Consider the following 15,917-nt stretch of genomic DNA (forward strand, 5'->3'; position numbering starts at 1 on the left):
CCAACAGCCGCAAGTGCCCAACCTTAGCAACGCAATGATGTTTTAACTGAAGGGATAATCCGGACTAGATGTAGGATTTTTCCACAAGCAAGCTTAGCCAATCCTGGCTCGCCCATAGGGGTCAGTCGGTAGTACTTGGGCTCCAGAAAGCCTGTACCACCAGGGTTGATGTCGAGAGGCGCGCTACCAGAGCATCCAGTTCGTCGCCATCCACCGACGTGGCGGCCAGGATGGCCTCGATCTCCACTTCGTCGCTGCCGAACGGCCGCACATCGACATCGCTGGCCGGGTAGTTGCAACGTGCCAGCTCGGCTTCGAGCAACGCCATCACCGCCTGCTGCTGACTGCGGCGCGCAATGACGTAAAGAATGTTGGTGACCTCTGCCGACACCACATCCAAAGGTTGGCGGTTGATGTTATTGACGATCGGCCGCAGCAAGGTGTTGGCCGCCAGCACAAACAGCGTACCCAGCAAGGCTTCGAGGATCAGGTCGGCGCCAGCGCAGGCGCCCACCGCCGCCGAAGCCCAGAGGGTGGCGGCCGTGTTGAGCCCGCGCACATTGCCTTCCTCGCGCATGATCACACCCGCCCCCAGGAAGCCGATGCCCGAGACCACGTAAGCGACCACGCGCACCGCGCCCTCCGCGCCGCCCAGGCGGTTGGCCATGTCGACAAAGATCGCCGCGCCCACCGCCACCAGCACATTGGTACGTAAGCCAGCGGTGCGCTGGCGGTACTGACGTTCGAAACCGATCAAGCCGCCGAGGATAAATGCCGCGCTGAGGCTGACCACGGTGTCGACCAGGGAGTTGAGGTTGATGTTGTTGATTGCCTGCATAAAAAAATCTCCATGAATGCAGATGCACATTGAAACAATGCCGGCCCCTGTAGGAGCGAGCTTGCTCGCGAAAAACGTCAACGATGACGCGTGCTTGCTGAATGAACGCGGCGTCTGCAAGTTCTTCGCGAGCAAGCTCGCTCCTACAGAACCTTAACTGACGGGCATTACAGTAAGCCCGGCTCCCACAGGGTTTTGCGATGTTGTATTACTGCCAGCCAAACCTGCGGATGTAGTAGCCCTTCACCGCCTGGGTCAGCGCCATGTAAGCCAGCAAAATCACCGGCAGGAACACGAAGTACAGCGACGGCAGCGCCTGCAATTTGAAGTAATGCGCCAACGGCCCCATCGGCAGGAATATCCCCACGGCCATGATCACGCCGGTCATCAGCATCAACGGCAGCGCCGCACGGCTTTGCAGGAACGGGATTTTCGGGGTGCGGATCATGTGCACGATCAGGGTCTGGGTCAGCAGCCCCACCACAAACCAGCCGGACTGGAACAGCGTCTGGTGGTCTGGCGTGTTGGCATCAAACACATACCACATGAGTGCGAACGTGGTGATGTCGAAGATCGAACTGATCGGCCCGAAGAACAGCATGAAGCGCCCCACTTCCCCCGGCTGCCAACGTTGCGGCGTGGCAAGCATCTCGTCATCGACGTTGTCGAACGGGATCGCGATCTGCGAAATGTCATACAGCAGGTTTTGCACCAGCAGGTGCATCGGCAGCATCGGTAAAAACGGGATAAAGGCACTGGCCACCAACACCGAGAACACGTTGCCGAAGTTGGAACTGGCGGTCATCTTGATGTACTTGAGCATGTTGGCGAAGGTGCGCCGGCCTTCCAGCACGCCCTCCTCCAGGATCATCAGGCTCTTCTCCAGCAGGATGATGTCGGCCGCTTCCTTGGCGATGTCCACCGCACTGTCCACCGAAATACCGATATCCGCCGTGCGCAACGCCGGAGCATCATTGATGCCATCGCCCATAAAGCCCACCACATGCCCGTTGGCCTTGAGCAGACGCACGATGCGTTCCTTGTGGCTGGGGGTGAGCTTGGCGAACACATTGGTAGTTTCCACGGCCAGGGCCAGTTCGGCGTCGCTCATCGCCTCGATGTCGTTACCCATCAGCAAACCTTGTTGTTCCAGGCCCACTTCGCGGCAGATCTTCGCCGTGACCAGTTCGTTGTCGCCGGTCAGTACTTTCACCGCCACGCCGTGAGCCTTCAGGGCCTTGAGAGCCGGTGCGGTGCTTTCCTTGGGCGGGTCGAGAAACGCCACGTAGCCGATCAGCGTCAGGTTATTCTCATCAGCCAGGGTGTAGGTGTCACGCCCCGCCGGCATCGGCTGCGCCGCGACCGCCACCACCCGCAGCCCTTCTTCGTTAAAGGCTGCCGTCACCTGGCGAATGCGCGCCAGCAGTTCGTCGGTCAGCACTTCATCGACGTCGCCATGGCGCACGCGGTTGCATACCGACAAAATTTCCTCCACCGCCCCTTTGCAGATCAACAGGTGCGGTTGGTGCTGCTCGGCCACCACCACCGACATGCGGCGGCGGTTGAAGTCGAAGGGGATCTCGTCGACCTTGTGAAACGCGGTACCAACTTTCAGCTCGCGATGGATGTCCACGTGCTCGAGCACGGCCACATCCAACAGGTTTTTCAAGCCGGTCTGGTAGTAGCTGTTGAGGTAGGCCATTTCCAGCACGTCGTCCGACTCCTGGCCCCACACGTCCACATGGCGCGCCAGGAAAATCTTGTCCTGGGTGAGCGTGCCGGTCTTGTCGGTGCACAGCACGTCCATGGCGCCGAAGTTCTGGATCGCGTCCAGGCGCTTTACGATCACCTTCTTGCGCGACAGAAACACCGCGCCCTTGGCCAGGGTCGAGGTGACGATCATGGGCAGCATTTCCGGGGTCAGACCCACCGCAATCGACAGCGCGAACAGCAACGCCTCGGTCCAGTCGCCCTTGGTAAAGCCGTTGATGAACAGCACCAGCGGCGCCATCACGAACATAAAGCGAATCAGCAACCAACTGACCTTGTTGACCCCCTGCTGGAACGAGGTGGTGGCACGGTCCGTCGCCGTGACGCGTTGCGCCAAGGCACCAAAATACGTGCTGTTGCCGGTGGCCAGGACCACCGCCGTGGCGGCGCCGGACACCACGTTGGTGCCCATGAACAGAATATTCTCCAGCTCCAGCGGGTTGCGCGTATGAGCGTCCTGCTGATGAGCGAACTTCTCCACCGGCATGGATTCACCGGTCATCGCCGCCTGGCTGACGAACAAGTCCTTGGCGCTGAGCGCGCGGCAGTCCGCGGGGATCATGTCGCCGGCCGACAACACAATCAGATCGCCTGGCACCAGTTGCTTGATCGGCAGTTCAATGCGCTTGGCAGCATCGCGGCGCAGCACCGTCGCGGTATTGCTCACCATGGCCTTCAAAGCATCGGCGGCCTTGTTCGACTTGGCCTCCTGCCAGAAGCGCAACAGGGTCGAGAGCACCACCATGGAAAAAATCACCGTGGCGGCCTTCATGTCTTCGGTCAGCCAGGAGATCACCGCCAGCAGGGTCAGCAGCAGGTTGAAGGGGTTCTTGTAGCAATGCCACAGGTGCACCCACCACGGCAGCGGCTGTTCGTGCTCGACTTCATTGAGGCCGTATTGCACGCGCAGGGCATCGGCCTCCTGAGTGTTCAGGCCCTCGGTGTGGCTGCCCAGTACACCCAGCAATTGCACGGTGCTGCGGTTGGCAGAAGCCACCAGCGTCTGCGCCAGGCTAGGCGGTACTTCGCGGCTGACGCTGGCGTCGGTCACGGTCTCCAGCATCGCCAGGCGGCGAAAATGCCGGGCGATATGCCGGGTCCGCAGGAAACCGGCGAAGAACTCTTTGAGCAACGTGAGGTTCATGGTGTAACTCCTGCGCGAGGAAAAACCGTCGTGCAGGTACTGCCCGTCCACACCGCGCCCGTCACACAGGCACAGCCGAACCTGGCCCGCCCGCCGTAACAGGCAGGCGCGTCCGTAGCATCCAGGCGTTACCCAGGTGCTGGTCAGCGTCGATGAGAGGGAATCAGACAGGTGCCAGGATTGGCCACCGCCGGGATGCCGCTTCTCGCTTTGTGAGGCGAGACAACGGCATCTGGAAAATGCGCGTTACCTTGCCAAGAGGCCGGTTACCGAAACCGGCCGACGACTGTCACTCGAACAAGTACCCACTGAGGGTCTCCGCTATTGATGAAAACGCGCGAAGCTTACGCCCCGATGTTGGCAGAGTAAACCGTAGGAAAGTGCCTGCATGGCGAATAAGAAAATTCTTCAGGATGGGTTCAGGAACGCCTTTCTTCACCCCACGTGGGGCGGTCCCGTTCGACCAGCGCCAGGTAGTCTTCAATGCTCGCGCTAGCCACAACCTTTACTTGGATAGACACCCTATTCACCTGCCGGCCCATCGTGATGCCCTCGCGGGTGCGCACCTGTACATAGCCAAGCCTGGGCCAAAAACGCTCGGCTCTGGTATTGCCCACCACCACCGTCAGCCGTAGCCACTGCGCGCCCTTCGCCACCGCCCAGGCCTCAAGGTCCGCGTGCAAGCGCTGCGCCAGCCCGCTGCCGTGCCAGCGCGTATGCACCAGCAGCAACCCAATGTGCCACACCCCGGCGGCGAGCAAATCCGCAGCGATATTCACCACGGCGACCAGGTGGCCCTGCGCATCTCGGTAACCCAGCCAGTACAGGCGGCTGCAATGCCAGCCAGCGGGCAATTGGCCGCTTAACTCTTCCCGTGCTTCGGTCGGGGTAGCCGGTTCGCCATTCACCGCGATGAAGTAATCGGGTGCCCGTTCAAAAAACTGCTGCAGCTCAGCTTCATCGAAGCCAAACAGCTCAACCACCCGAATGCCTTCCAGGGAGCTGCCAGGCAACAGATGTGGATCAACGTCCATGTTCAACCTCTTCAATCATCCCGCGTCAGCACTTCCAGCAATTCAATCTCGAAGCGCAGGTTACTGTTGGGTTTGATATGCGCGCCCATCGAGCGCTCGCCATAAGCCAAGTGCGCCGGTACATACAACGTGCGCACGCCGCCAACCTGCATGCCCATCAAACCCTGGTCCCAACCCTTGATCACGCGGCCGGTGCCGATCACGCACTGGAACGGTTTGCCCCGCTCCCAGGAGGAATCGAACACCGTGCCATCTTCCAGGGTGCCGGTGTATTGGGTGGTGATCAGCGCGCCCTTGACCACGGCTTTGCCGTCGCCCAGGCGGATGTCGATGACCTGCAGTTCGTCGTTGCTCATGGGGTTCTCATTGAAGGCGTGAAAAGGCTGGGGTTTTCCCAGAATCGGATGGGTTTGGCAAGTGTAGGAACAGTCGGAACAATGACATTTCCCTTTAACTTGAAGGACGTTTCCGAGAGAATCCCAACCGCTTGCGCCGCTCACATTGCGTGGCTAGTCTTTGTCGGTCACTGCCAACTCAGTGACTCGGGGTTTGGTAGACCGCGAATGATTAGGCGCTAAGCGCCCCCTTCTGCAAGGCGCTTTTTTTCGGCCCTGCGTTATGGCGGCCGTGCGCAGGGCACCTTCGGGTGCACCGGGTCCTAATCACCGGTCTACCAATCTGCGTACGGCCACCACCCTAAAAGTCGTTTGGTAGCGATGATGGTGGCCTTCTAACTTAGATTAGGAGTCAAACAATGGAAAAGCTCGTCCCCGCACCACCCGCCCCAGAACTGCAATTCTTCGCCACCACACCCGACCTCAGCTTCGAAGACGCCCTAGCCCATGCCAGCAGCGTGTTGCGTTGCGCGGCCGTTGCGGCGCAGACGGCAGGTGAGCAGTTGGATGGCACTTCACGCACCTTGGTGATTTCGGTCATGCACTTGGTGGAAATGGCCAGCGTGATGGTGGACCGTTCGCTGGAATGCATCCAGCCGCGTTAACGCAATCCAATGTGGGAGCGGGCTTGCTCGCGAAAGCGGTGGGTCCGTCAATATCCATGTTTGTTGGGCCGACGTCTTCGCGAGCAAGCCCGCTCCCGCATGTGATCTTCGTTGCTTTGAGCATTGCGTTCGCTTAACTGACCGGCATTAGGGCTTGCCTGCGAAGGCGGCGTGTCAGTCAATGCATCTGTGCCTGCACGACCGCTTTCGCAGGCAAGCCAGCTCCACAATTGGATCTGCGTGCATCCAAAAGCCTTTACAACCAATGCCAGAACCGGCTCCAAAACCCTCGCCCCAACTCATCCTTGCACCCGGCATATTGGCGCGCATACATCTGCGAACGCGCTTGCACCTTGCTCGCCACCGGTGGCAGCCAGGCTTTGCTGGCGTAGGTGCGCTGGCGGTAGCCGCCCCAGCCTTCGTGGTAGTTCAGGTATTGGCCATAGGCGTCGTACTTGTAGACGCCGTTGATGGTGTAGGTCTTGTCCATGTACCAGCCGATAAAGTCGATAGCGTCGTCGAAGTCTTCGCGATCAGCGCCGCTGCGGCCGGTGGCTTTGCGGTAGTCGTTCCACACTTCATCCTTGGCCTGGGCATAGCCGGAAGCGGTGGAGACGCGGCCCCAGGGGATGATCCACAGCAGGTATTTACGCGGGGTCTTGGCGTCGTGGCGAAAGCCTGACTCCTGATACATGATGGCGAACGGCACCTGGATCGGTACGCCCCAACGCTTTTGCGTGACCTTGGCGGCGTCGTACCAGTCGTCTTTTTCGCGCAAGATACCGCAGAGGTCGTTGGGCGTGCGTGGCGGCGAGGTGCCGCACGCCGCCAACAGAGAAGTGAGTAATAACAGTCCGACGGCTTTGCCTGCGCTCAAGGGGGCACCTTTGTGGGATAAGGGTAAAATGCCAGCATTTTACCCCTTCACACAGGCGGCGTCCTTGCCGTAGACAGTTTTAAGCCAAAGGCACGCGACGGGTAGTCAGCGCAATACGACCGATAAAGAAGCTCAAGGCTGCGCCCAACAGCAGCATGGCCAAGGTGCTCCAGGCCGCGCGGGACAGTTGCTTGGCAGCGACTTCACCGGCTTCACGGGCTTTTTGTTCAGCCTGTTTTTTCAGCTCATCGACCTTTTGCATGGCTTGCTGATAAGCCTGGGCATAGTTGTCGACGATCTGGGTGGCTTCTTCTTTGCTCTTGCCAGTGCGGGCCGCGACGATGTTGACCAGCGCCTCTTTATCCGCTGCATTCAGGGCTGGCTCGCCGGACGCTTTCACACGTTCGAACCACTGCTTGAGCTCATCACCGGCCTGGGCAGGGTTGGTCGCTGCATCGGTGGCCGACTGCTTGCCATCGGCTGCTGCCTGATCGGCTTTTTGCTCAACATTGGCAGGGTCCAGCTCCGCCTTGCCGCTCTGCTTGAGCAAGGTATCCAGTTGGCCTTGCAGGCTGTTCCAGTCCAGCTCGATGCCCTGCTCGTTCAACTGCTGTTTGATGCTATTGCCAATCCCCGGCGCGGCGGCAGCAATGCCACTGCCGGCTGCGGACAGGCCTTTGCCCACCACGTTCCTGGCAGTGCCGACCACGCTGGAAGCCAGGCCCGCCAGCAGCCAAGTGGTGAGCAAGGTGGTCAGGGTCCAGGTCAGCACCCCGTGCAGGCCGCCACGATCCGGCGCGGTGCGGCCGGCCACGAACGCGCCCAACGCGATGGCGACCAGTGTCGATACAAACAGCCAGATACCCGCACCCGTGCCGAAACCGCTCAACGGGTTGCCCGCTTCCATCGGGTCAACGGCACTGGCGCCAATGGCGGTGCCCAACACACTCAACACCAGGTAGGTGACCAGTGCGATTGCACTACCGGCCAATACCGAGCTCCACGACACACGAAACAGTGATCGATTGGTTTCATAGACAGTGGTCATACAAAGGTCCTTTTAAAATTTGGGAGCAAGGCAATGTGCCTTGTTGGGTGTGAGTGTGGCGAAACGACATACGTTCAGTCCTGGCCCATATGCACCAGGCGCCCTGGTGCATTCGCACTGCCCCGTAGGCAATTACTCTGCACTATCCTGAAGCCGGGATGTCGTAACCCAATGTGCCTTGCCCTGCCCTAATCGGAGACGTTATGACCCAGGATGTTCTCGCCAAAGAAACCAACCGCCGCCAACTGCAGACCATCATCTCGGGACTGTCCGACGGTGTGATCCTGGCCGAGGTCGACCAGACCATTCTGTGGGCCAATGAAGCGGCGTTGACCATGCATGGGGTCAGCGAGGTCAAGGAACTGGGCGCCAATACCGAGGCGTACGCCAAGCGCTTTGCCCTGCGCTATCGCAACAACCACCCCTTGCCACTGGACAGCTACCCCCTCAGCCGCGTGGCTGCCGGAGAAGAGTTCAGCGATGTGGTGGTGGAAGTCACACCCGCCGACGACGAACACCGCAGTTGGGTACATCGCCTGCGCAGCCTGGTGCTGACCGATGCCCAGGGTGAGCCGGAGTTGCTGGTGCTGATCCTCAGCGACGCCACCGAATGGGCCAGCGCCGAGCAACGCTTTGAGAAAACCTTCAACGCCAACCCGGCGCCCGCCGTGATCTGCCGCCTCAGCGACTTGCGCTACATCAAGGTCAACCAGGGTTTTCTGGAGATGACCGGCTACAACCGCGACCAGGTCATCGGCAAATCCGTGTATGAACTGGATGTGCTGGAACAGGCCGAGCGCAAGGACCTGGCGATCCAGCGCCTGGGCGAAGGCGCGACCATCCCGCAGATGCAGGCCGAACTGAGACTGCCCGAAGGTGGCAGTAAACTGGTGATCGTCGCCGGCCAACCGTTGGACATGAACGAGGAAGACTGCATGCTGTTTTCCTTCACCGACCTGGAGCCACGGCGCAAAGCCGAAATCGCCCTGCGCCAGAGCGAAGAGCGCTTCGCCAAATCCTTCCGTCTGACGCCCGTGCCGACCCTGGTGTGCAGTGCCGACAACCGCCAGGTGGTGGACATCAACGAAGCCTTTATGAGCATCACCGGCTACATCAGCGAGGAACTGATCGGCAAATCCATCGAAGACATCAACTTCATCGACAGCCCCCAGGCCGGCGCACAGTTGTTCGCTACCCTGGAAAAAGCCGGCAACCTTGAAGGCCAGGACCTCAAGGTGCGCAAGAAAGGCAGCGAGGTGATCGACTGCGTGGTGTCCGCAGACACCGTGATTATCCAGGACGTGCCCTGCTACCTGATGGTGCTGATGAACATCACCGAACGCAAACGCTCGGAGCTGGAGCTGGTAGCGGCCATCGAGGAAGTCATGCAGGACGCCTCCTGGTTCAGCCAGACCCTGATCGAGAAGCTGGCCAACGCCAAGAGCGTCAACAGCCCCAACCTGCCGAATGTTTCCTTCACCGACCTCACCGCCCGCGAGCGCGATGTATTGGGCCTGATCTGCGAGGGCCTGGCGGACAAAGAGATCGCCTCGCGCCTGAAACTGGCGCCTAACACCGTGCGTAACCATGTGGCCACGGTGTATTCCAAGCTGGGGGTGCACAGCCGTAGTGCAGCGATCGTCTGGGCCCGTGAACGCGGGCTGTTTGCCGGTGATTTGCGCCTGAAAAACAAACCCTGACCGTGCAAATGCACTAGTGCGTCTAGTGCGAATTCGCCTTATTGAGCGGCGGTGCAAGCAATAACCTTCAAGGGATCGTATTTATGCCTAGAAGGAACCCGCATGTTTACCCTCTCTCAACTGCGCAACTGCATCGAAGAAGGCCTGTCACCGCTGACGTGCGAATTTACCCTGTGCCGGGACGCTTCCTTGACCCTCAAGGTCTATGACGCCGAGACTGGCCGCGTCGACCTGGTGGTGACCGGCATCAGCACCAACCGCCTCCAGACCCCGCAGGAAGTAGCGAAGATGGTTGACGAATTGCGCTACGAGCTGCAAAGCAACAACGTCGGCAAGCTCACGCTGGATGATCTGCCTTTATCGCCGCTCCCATGAAATAAAACACCCCGCCGGCGACGATAAACGCCCCCAGCATGTAGAACATGTAATGGGCCGGCAGGCTGGCCAGCACCAGCCCGCACAGCACCGGCCCCAGCGCGGCGCCGAGGTTGGACAGGTTTTGCGCCCCGTAATACATGCCCCGCAGGTGGTCCGGGGCAATTCGGTCGATAAACATGTACTCGGCCGGGAACACGATGATTTCACCGACGGTGAACACCGCCATCGCCAATACCCACCCCACCACGCTGGTGGACAGCCCGAAGCCGATCAAACCCAGCATGAACATGCTCAAGCCGGCGATCAGCCATTGGCTCAGGTAACGGTGCGAGATGCGCCGGCCAATCAGGTACTGCAAGGCGATCACCAATACAGCGTTGGTGGTCAGCACCGCGCTGATCACCGTGTAGGTGTATTCGGCGGTCGTGGTGGTCACCAGGTACTGCGACAGGTAGGCCGTAAACTGGCCGAACACCACCGCGCTGAGTAAACCACCGAGGGTGAAGCACACCAGCCGGCGGTCCTGCAGCAGTACGCGGGCAACGGCGAGGAACGGCACCGGCTTTTGCGTAGCGTCCGCAGTGGCCAAGGTGCGGTCACCCCAACGCCCATACAGCAGGAAAAACCCCAGCCCCAACAGCGCCGACAGAATAAACGGCAAGCTGATATCCAGCTTGGCCACCATCGCGCCAAAGAACGGCCCCACGGCATAGCCGATATTGGTAAGGGTGTACTTGATGGAAAACACCTCGCTGCGCGCGTCTTCGGGCAGCAGGCTGGCGAAGCCGGCTTTCACCGCAATATCGATGACGGCGTAGGCCAGGTTGATCAGGATCAGGCAGCCATAGAACGCCCAGATATTCTGCGCCAGCACCGTGCCGATAAACCCCAGCACAAACACCAGACTCAACCCGAGCAACAGGCGATAGCTATTGATGCGGTCGACCAGGAAACCGCCGTAGACACTCAGTAGCGAACCGACGATCAACGAACTGCCGATCACCAGGCCGACCTGGGTAATGTCCAGGCCAAAATGGCTGGTGAGGTAGATCACGAGGTAGGGAAAGGTGATGGCTTTGGCCAGCGTCAGCAACAACGTGGCGCACAGCAGCAGGTTCACGGTGCGGGGGTAGTTTCTGATGGTGGCAAGCATCCTGCTCTCATTCTTCAAAGGTAACGCGACCATTGCGGTCGGTTACCTTAACGCAAGAGACATGAAACGAGCAGGTGCCCCGGCGGGATTATTTCTTGACTGGCGTAATCTCGAGGATGGTGCCGTTGGTGGTCTTGAGCAGGACGTACTTGTCGCCTACGCGCGCCCACTGGCTTTCTTCTTCGGGCTGCTTGAGGCCGCGCTTTTTCCAATCGCTGATGGCCGACTCCTTGCGCATCAGGATATCCGGCGCGCGGTCGCCCTCTTTCAAGTCGCGAGCGTTGATGTTTGAAGGTTGCACGGTTTCCTGAGGGGTATCGCCGGCCTGCGCCACGAAACTGGCGGTAGACAAGCTTGCAGCGACGAGAACACAGGCAGCTAGAGTTCTGGATTTCATGGGTGCTCCTTCAATTAATGATGCATACCCAGGTTCCGACCGCGGCGGCGCGCAATCATTCAGCCTTGTTTCCTGTGGCCAGAGATTGCGATCGTGAAAATAATGCTGTAATTTTTCATGAAATTATTCGACATAAATTTCATGACCCCACAAGAAGAACTCGCCACCCTCGCGGCGCTGATCCACGACCTGCGCAAGCACAAGAAGCTCACCCTGGCGCAACTTGCGCAAAAAATCGAGCGGTCGGTGGGGTTTCTCTCCCAGGTCGAACGTGGCCTGTCGCGCCCGACCGTGGCCGATTTGACCGCCATCAGCCACGCCCTCGACGTGCCCACCACCTACTTCTACAGCCTGCCCAAACCAAAGGCAGTAGACTGGGTCACCCGCCCCAACGAGCGGCGCACGGTGTATTACGCCAATGGCATCACCGACATCCTGGTGTCGCCGAGTATGAACGGCGCGTTTTCGATGCTCGACAGCCTGTTGGCCCCCGGTGCCAACAGCGGCGAGCAAAGCATGAGCGACCGCGCCGAGCAGGCCGGTTTTGTGCTGGAGGGCGAGCTGACGCTGTGGGTTGAGGGTGAGCCCGATGCGGTCACCCTCCACGCTGGCGACAGTTTCCACCTGGCCAGTTTCGCCCACTGCCGCTATGCCAACCTCACCGACCTGCCCGCCCGCGTCTTGTGGGTTTACAACTAGGAGCTGCACCCGTGAAAAGCCAATCCTCCACGTTGCTGGCCGAAGTACGCAGCTTCCGCCAGAACCACCCCGACGTGCGCTATGTCGACCTGATCGCCCTGGACATTCCCGGGCATTTCTATGGCAAGCGCTACCCGGTGGAGATGCTTGAGAAAGTCGCAGCCGGCAGCCCGCTTAAGCTGCCGCAGAACGCGGTATTGCTGGGGGCTCAGGGTGGGTTGTTCAAGATTGGCGACTACTGCTTCAACGATGGCGACCCGGACGCCAATCGCCGATTGGTGCCGGGCACGCTCAAACCGGTGAACTGGGAATCGCAGCCATTAGGGCAAATGCTCATCACCTCGGACGGCACCGAAGCGCCCATCGAATTCGAACCCCGCGAAGTCCTGGCCAAGGTGCTGGAACGCTTGCAGCACCAGGGCATTCACCCCGTGGTCGCGTTTGAGCTGGAGTTCTACCTGTTCGATAAACAGCTGGAAAACGGCCTGCCGCAATTTGCCCGCGACCCGCTCAGTGGGGATGCCGACGACCAGCCCAACCTGCATATCGAACGGCTGTCGCGCTTCAGCGACGTGCTCGACGACATGGCGCAAACCGCCAAGGACCAAGGCATCGACATCACGGTGATCACCGCCGAGATCGGCCCCGGCCAGTTCGAGATCAACTTCGGCCACTGCGACGACGGCCTGCGCGCCGCCGACTGGGCCGCCCTGTTCTGCCGTAGCACCCGTGGCGTGGCGCTCAAGCAGGGTTACCGCGCCAGCTTCATGGCCAAGCCCTACCTGCAATTTCCCGGCAGTGGCATGCATGTGCATGTCAGCCTTTACGACGCAGCGGGCAATAACCTGCTCGCGGCCCATCAGCAGCAGCCATTGCGCCACGCCGTGGCCGGCTGCCTGGAATTGCTGCCCCACTGCATGCCGATCTTCTCGCCCAACCACAACGCCTTCCGCCGCCTGGGCGGCACGGTCAACGCTGCGACGCGGGCGAGCTGGGGCTTTGAAGACCGCGATGCTTGTGTGCGCATCCCCGAGTCCGACCCGCGCAACCTGCGGATCGAGCACCGCCTGGCCAGCGCCGATGCCAACCCTTACCTAGTGCTGGCGGCAATCCTGGTGGGCCTTGAGCACGGGCTTGAGGCCAAGCGCGAACCCATCGCGCCCCTGAACGAAGACCGCAACAGCGGCACCGATTTCCCGGTGGAAATGCTCGACGCCGTGCGTGCCATGCAGCAGCAACCGGTGCTGCGCGACAAGCTGGGCGCGGAATTTGTCGACGTGTATTGCGAGAACAAACGCCAGGATCACTTGGCTTTTCAGCAAGAAATTCATGCGCGCGAATATCGCTGGTTTCTCTAAACACGCGCCGCGCTGGCGGCGGTATACAAACCTTGATCCAAATCAACGAAAGGCTCTAGCACGGGCCTTTCAGGCTTAAAAATTGTCGAACAATCCTGGCCTTTGCCGTTGAGATCCATTATCATCCGGCGCCTTCTCGCTACCCGCCGGGTAGCTGTTTCAATGTGTCACCCGAGGCGCCCATGTACCGTTTTTCGTTTCACCGCCCTTTGATTGCTATCAGTATGGGGCTGGTTTCCCATTCCGTCAGCGCTGCACTGCAACCCCTAGCCGAAGCTCCACTGGCCAACGACACCGAATTGCACTGCCACTTCAACCGCGACGCCAGCACCGACTGCACCACCACCTACCGCTACACGATCCTCAAACCCAACGGCCGCGAAATGCTCTCGCGCATCGATTTCGATTACGCCGAAGGCGATACCTTTGAAGTAATCAGCGCCCAGTCCACCCAGCCTGGCGCCAAGCCGGTCGCCCTCGCCGCCACGCAAATCGATACCCGCAGCGCGCCCAACCCAGACCAGGGTTTCAGCCGCGAGAAGCAAACCTCCCTGGCCTTCCCCAACCTGCGCGTGGGCACCAAGATCCGCTACACCGTACGCCACCACTATCCGGCAAAACCGCTGATGAGCCAGTTCCATTACGTGCTCAAGTTCGGCCCCGGCGCGGCCCGCCGCGATCGTTTCAAGGCGCGCTTTACCGCCGAACGCCCGATCCAGTGGCGTAGTGAAATGTTCGACGCCTTCAACGTGACCCCTTCGAGCAACGGCAAAACCCTGGACGTGGCGCTTAAAGCGCCGATCTACCTCAACTACATCAATGAATCCTCCGCCGCCGCGCTGCTGCGCGTTCCACGCCTGGAAGTGGGCAGCGCCGTGGACCTCCAGGCGTACTTCGGTGATTTTGCCCAGCGTTACAACCAGATCCTCGGCGCCAACCTGCCGACGCAAGCCGCCGCCGCCGTGGCCGCCGCACGCAGCCTGGCGCCGGCTGAGCAAGTGGCCGCAATGATGCAGCACATCAATGATCACTACCGCTACCTGGGTGACTGGCGCGCAACCGAACGCGGCTACGTGCCGTTCAGCCTGGCGGAAATCGAGCAGCACGGCTACGGCGACTGCAAGGACCTGGCGACGCTGCTGACGGCCATGCTCAAAGCCAGCGGCATCAAGGCGGAGACCGCGTGGGTCAGCCGTGGCGACGTGGCCGATGCCCTGCTGATTCCGGGCACCCAGGCGCCGAACCACGCCATCGTGCGTGCCGAAGTGAATGGCCAAGTGTGGTGGCTTGACCCGACCAACCCGGTCTTCGCCCCTGGCCAGACCATGCCCGATATTCAGGACCGCTGGGTGTTGGTCAACGACGCCCAGAGCCAGGTGCGCGAAGAACACATCCCACTGGAGCGCCCCGAAGTCTCGATACGCCTGGACAAACAGGTGCAATACGGCAAAGAGGGAGATGGCGCGGTCAAGGCGACTATTACCTTCAGCCGCCTGCCGCTGATGCAACTGAGCGTCGCCGACCGCCAGCAAGGCACCACCGCCACCGACCAGAACATCTGCGCCAACTTCGGCAACGACATCAGCGACTGCCAGATCACCCGCGAACCCACCCGTTTTGTGGTACATGACGGCTACAGCGTCAGCGCCCGCATGAACGATCAGCGCGCCCTGGAAAAACTGGCCAATGACTATGTCTACACCGACCCGTCCTTGAAAGACCGCTGGGAAGGTTACGTCAACTATCGCCGCCAGGGGCAACAGGCCGACCTCTACCTGGGCAACCCCGAAACCTATGACTACACCTACACCCTGACAGGCGGGAAGATGGAAAAAGCCATCCCCGGCTGCAAGGTGCGCTCGCCCTGGTACGACCTCGACCTGGACGGAAAACTGGAAGACGGCTCACTGCGCTATCACTATCGCCTGAGCCAGAAAAAACGTTGGCTGACCCATGCCGAAGTCACCAGCGATGCGTTCGGCAAGATGATTGAAGAAGCTCGGGCCTGTGCCGAGCAGGTGCATCAGGTGGTGAAGTTCTAAGGTGCCCCTGACACACCCCCTATCCAAATGTGGGGGCTGGCTTGCCTGCGATGACCGTAGGTATCTCCAACTTTGCAGGTTGTAGCAGCACACGGTAACCACGATGCGAGTCGCTCTTGATCTTGATCTGCTTTTGATCTTAGGCGCCCCGTTAAACCACGCTGGCCGGAATTCGACAGGGATTTGGGGGGCAAACCGGCAGGGATGCCGGTTTAGCCGCCCCGCGCCATGGATGGCGCGTGGCGGCGGCCCCCCAAATCACTGGCAGATTACGGGCACACCGAGCCTAAGCGAGGTGCCGAGTGGTGGGGCGAGGACCTTTTGGTTACTTTTGGGTCCTTCCAAAAGTGACCCGCCGTCAGGGCGGAACCCTAAGTGGCCGTTACCTAAATAACGGATATGTACCCGGTCCAACTATGTTGACTGTCAGGCCGCCTTCGCGAGCAAGCCCGCTCCCACAGTTGGAATGTGGGGTGTCA

Annotated in this window: 14 protein-coding genes; 6 read left to right on the plus strand and 8 right to left on the minus strand. The window is 60.3% G+C overall.

The features are described from left to right. Positions 1–121 precede the first annotated feature (121 nt). The 4 genes from PSH76_RS16685 to PSH76_RS16700 all read right to left on the minus strand — a co-directional run bounded on the left by PSH76_RS16685 (position 122) and on the right by PSH76_RS16700 (position 5,142). A complete protein-coding gene (locus PSH76_RS16685) occupies positions 122–838 on the minus strand; it encodes an MgtC/SapB family protein (RefSeq protein ID WP_019821435.1) in 717 nt (238 codons plus the stop codon). Between the two features lie 208 nt (positions 839–1,046). Next, entirely contained in the window at positions 1,047–3,752 is a 2,706-nt protein-coding gene (mgtA, locus tag PSH76_RS16690) for a magnesium-translocating P-type ATPase (RefSeq protein WP_305492617.1), read from the minus strand. 419 nt (positions 3,753–4,171) lie between these two features. Next, positions 4,172–4,786: a GNAT family N-acetyltransferase gene (locus PSH76_RS16695; RefSeq protein WP_305492618.1), complete on the minus strand. Its 615-nt coding sequence runs from the start codon at positions 4,784–4,786 to the stop codon at positions 4,172–4,174. Positions 4,787–4,797: 11 nt separating this feature from the next. Next, positions 4,798–5,142, minus strand: coding sequence for an FKBP-type peptidyl-prolyl cis-trans isomerase (locus PSH76_RS16700; protein ID WP_032892436.1), 345 nt, complete (start codon positions 5,140–5,142; stop codon positions 4,798–4,800). Positions 5,143–5,540: 398 nt separating this feature from the next. Between PSH76_RS16700 and PSH76_RS16705 the strand changes: the two genes are divergently transcribed. After that, positions 5,541–5,786 carry a DUF3077 domain-containing protein gene (locus tag PSH76_RS16705; protein WP_043050220.1) on the plus strand — a complete coding sequence of 82 codons (246 nt, stop codon included), beginning with the start codon at positions 5,541–5,543 and terminating at the stop codon, positions 5,784–5,786. Between the two features lie 256 nt (positions 5,787–6,042). On the opposite strand, the gene PSH76_RS16710 is transcribed toward PSH76_RS16705, so the two are convergent. Beyond that, the gene (locus PSH76_RS16710) at positions 6,043–6,663 is read right to left on the minus strand and encodes a hypothetical protein (RefSeq protein ID WP_003190361.1); all 621 of its coding nucleotides are present in this window, start codon (positions 6,661–6,663) and stop codon (positions 6,043–6,045) included. 79 nt (positions 6,664–6,742) lie between these two features. Continuing rightward, complete coding sequence (locus tag PSH76_RS16715; protein ID WP_305492619.1) at positions 6,743–7,711, minus strand: hypothetical protein; 969 nt, start codon at positions 7,709–7,711, stop codon at positions 6,743–6,745. Between the two features lie 203 nt (positions 7,712–7,914). On the opposite strand from PSH76_RS16715, the gene PSH76_RS16720 reads away from it, so the two are divergent. After that, positions 7,915–9,411 carry a PAS domain S-box protein gene (locus tag PSH76_RS16720; RefSeq protein WP_032892441.1) on the plus strand — a complete coding sequence of 499 codons (1,497 nt, stop codon included), beginning with the start codon at positions 7,915–7,917 and terminating at the stop codon, positions 9,409–9,411. A gap of 102 nt (positions 9,412–9,513) precedes the next feature. Further along, a complete protein-coding gene (locus tag PSH76_RS16725) occupies positions 9,514–9,786 on the plus strand; it encodes a DUF1652 domain-containing protein (protein ID WP_003190355.1) in 273 nt (90 codons plus the stop codon). On the opposite strand, the gene PSH76_RS16730 is transcribed toward PSH76_RS16725, so the two are convergent. After that, positions 9,749–10,942 carry an MFS transporter gene (locus PSH76_RS16730; RefSeq protein ID WP_098952043.1) on the minus strand — a complete coding sequence of 398 codons (1,194 nt, stop codon included), beginning with the start codon at positions 10,940–10,942 and terminating at the stop codon, positions 9,749–9,751. The two genes, PSH76_RS16725 and PSH76_RS16730, sit on opposite strands and share 38 nt — an antisense overlap. 88 nt (positions 10,943–11,030) lie before the next feature. Beyond that, the gene (locus tag PSH76_RS16735) at positions 11,031–11,339 is read right to left on the minus strand and encodes an RcnB family protein (protein ID WP_186606201.1); all 309 of its coding nucleotides are present in this window, start codon (positions 11,337–11,339) and stop codon (positions 11,031–11,033) included. Positions 11,340–11,480: 141 nt separating this feature from the next. On the opposite strand from PSH76_RS16735, the gene PSH76_RS16740 reads away from it, so the two are divergent. From PSH76_RS16740 to PSH76_RS16750, 3 genes are all read left to right on the plus strand, one after another. Then, on the plus strand, positions 11,481–12,038 hold the full coding sequence (locus PSH76_RS16740) for a helix-turn-helix domain-containing protein (protein WP_032892444.1): 558 nt from the start codon (positions 11,481–11,483) through the stop codon (positions 12,036–12,038). A gap of 11 nt (positions 12,039–12,049) precedes the next feature. After that, the gene (locus tag PSH76_RS16745) at positions 12,050–13,396 is read left to right on the plus strand and encodes a glutamine synthetase family protein (RefSeq protein WP_169918624.1); all 1,347 of its coding nucleotides are present in this window, start codon (positions 12,050–12,052) and stop codon (positions 13,394–13,396) included. A 182-nt stretch (positions 13,397–13,578) separates the two neighbouring features. Continuing rightward, complete coding sequence (locus PSH76_RS16750) at positions 13,579–15,438, plus strand: DUF3857 domain-containing transglutaminase family protein (RefSeq protein WP_305492620.1); 1,860 nt, start codon at positions 13,579–13,581, stop codon at positions 15,436–15,438. Positions 15,439–15,917 lie beyond the last annotated feature (479 nt).

This window comes from Pseudomonas sp. FP215, assembly GCF_030687795.1.
GTDB lineage: Bacteria > Pseudomonadota > Gammaproteobacteria > Pseudomonadales > Pseudomonadaceae > Aquipseudomonas > Aquipseudomonas salmasensis.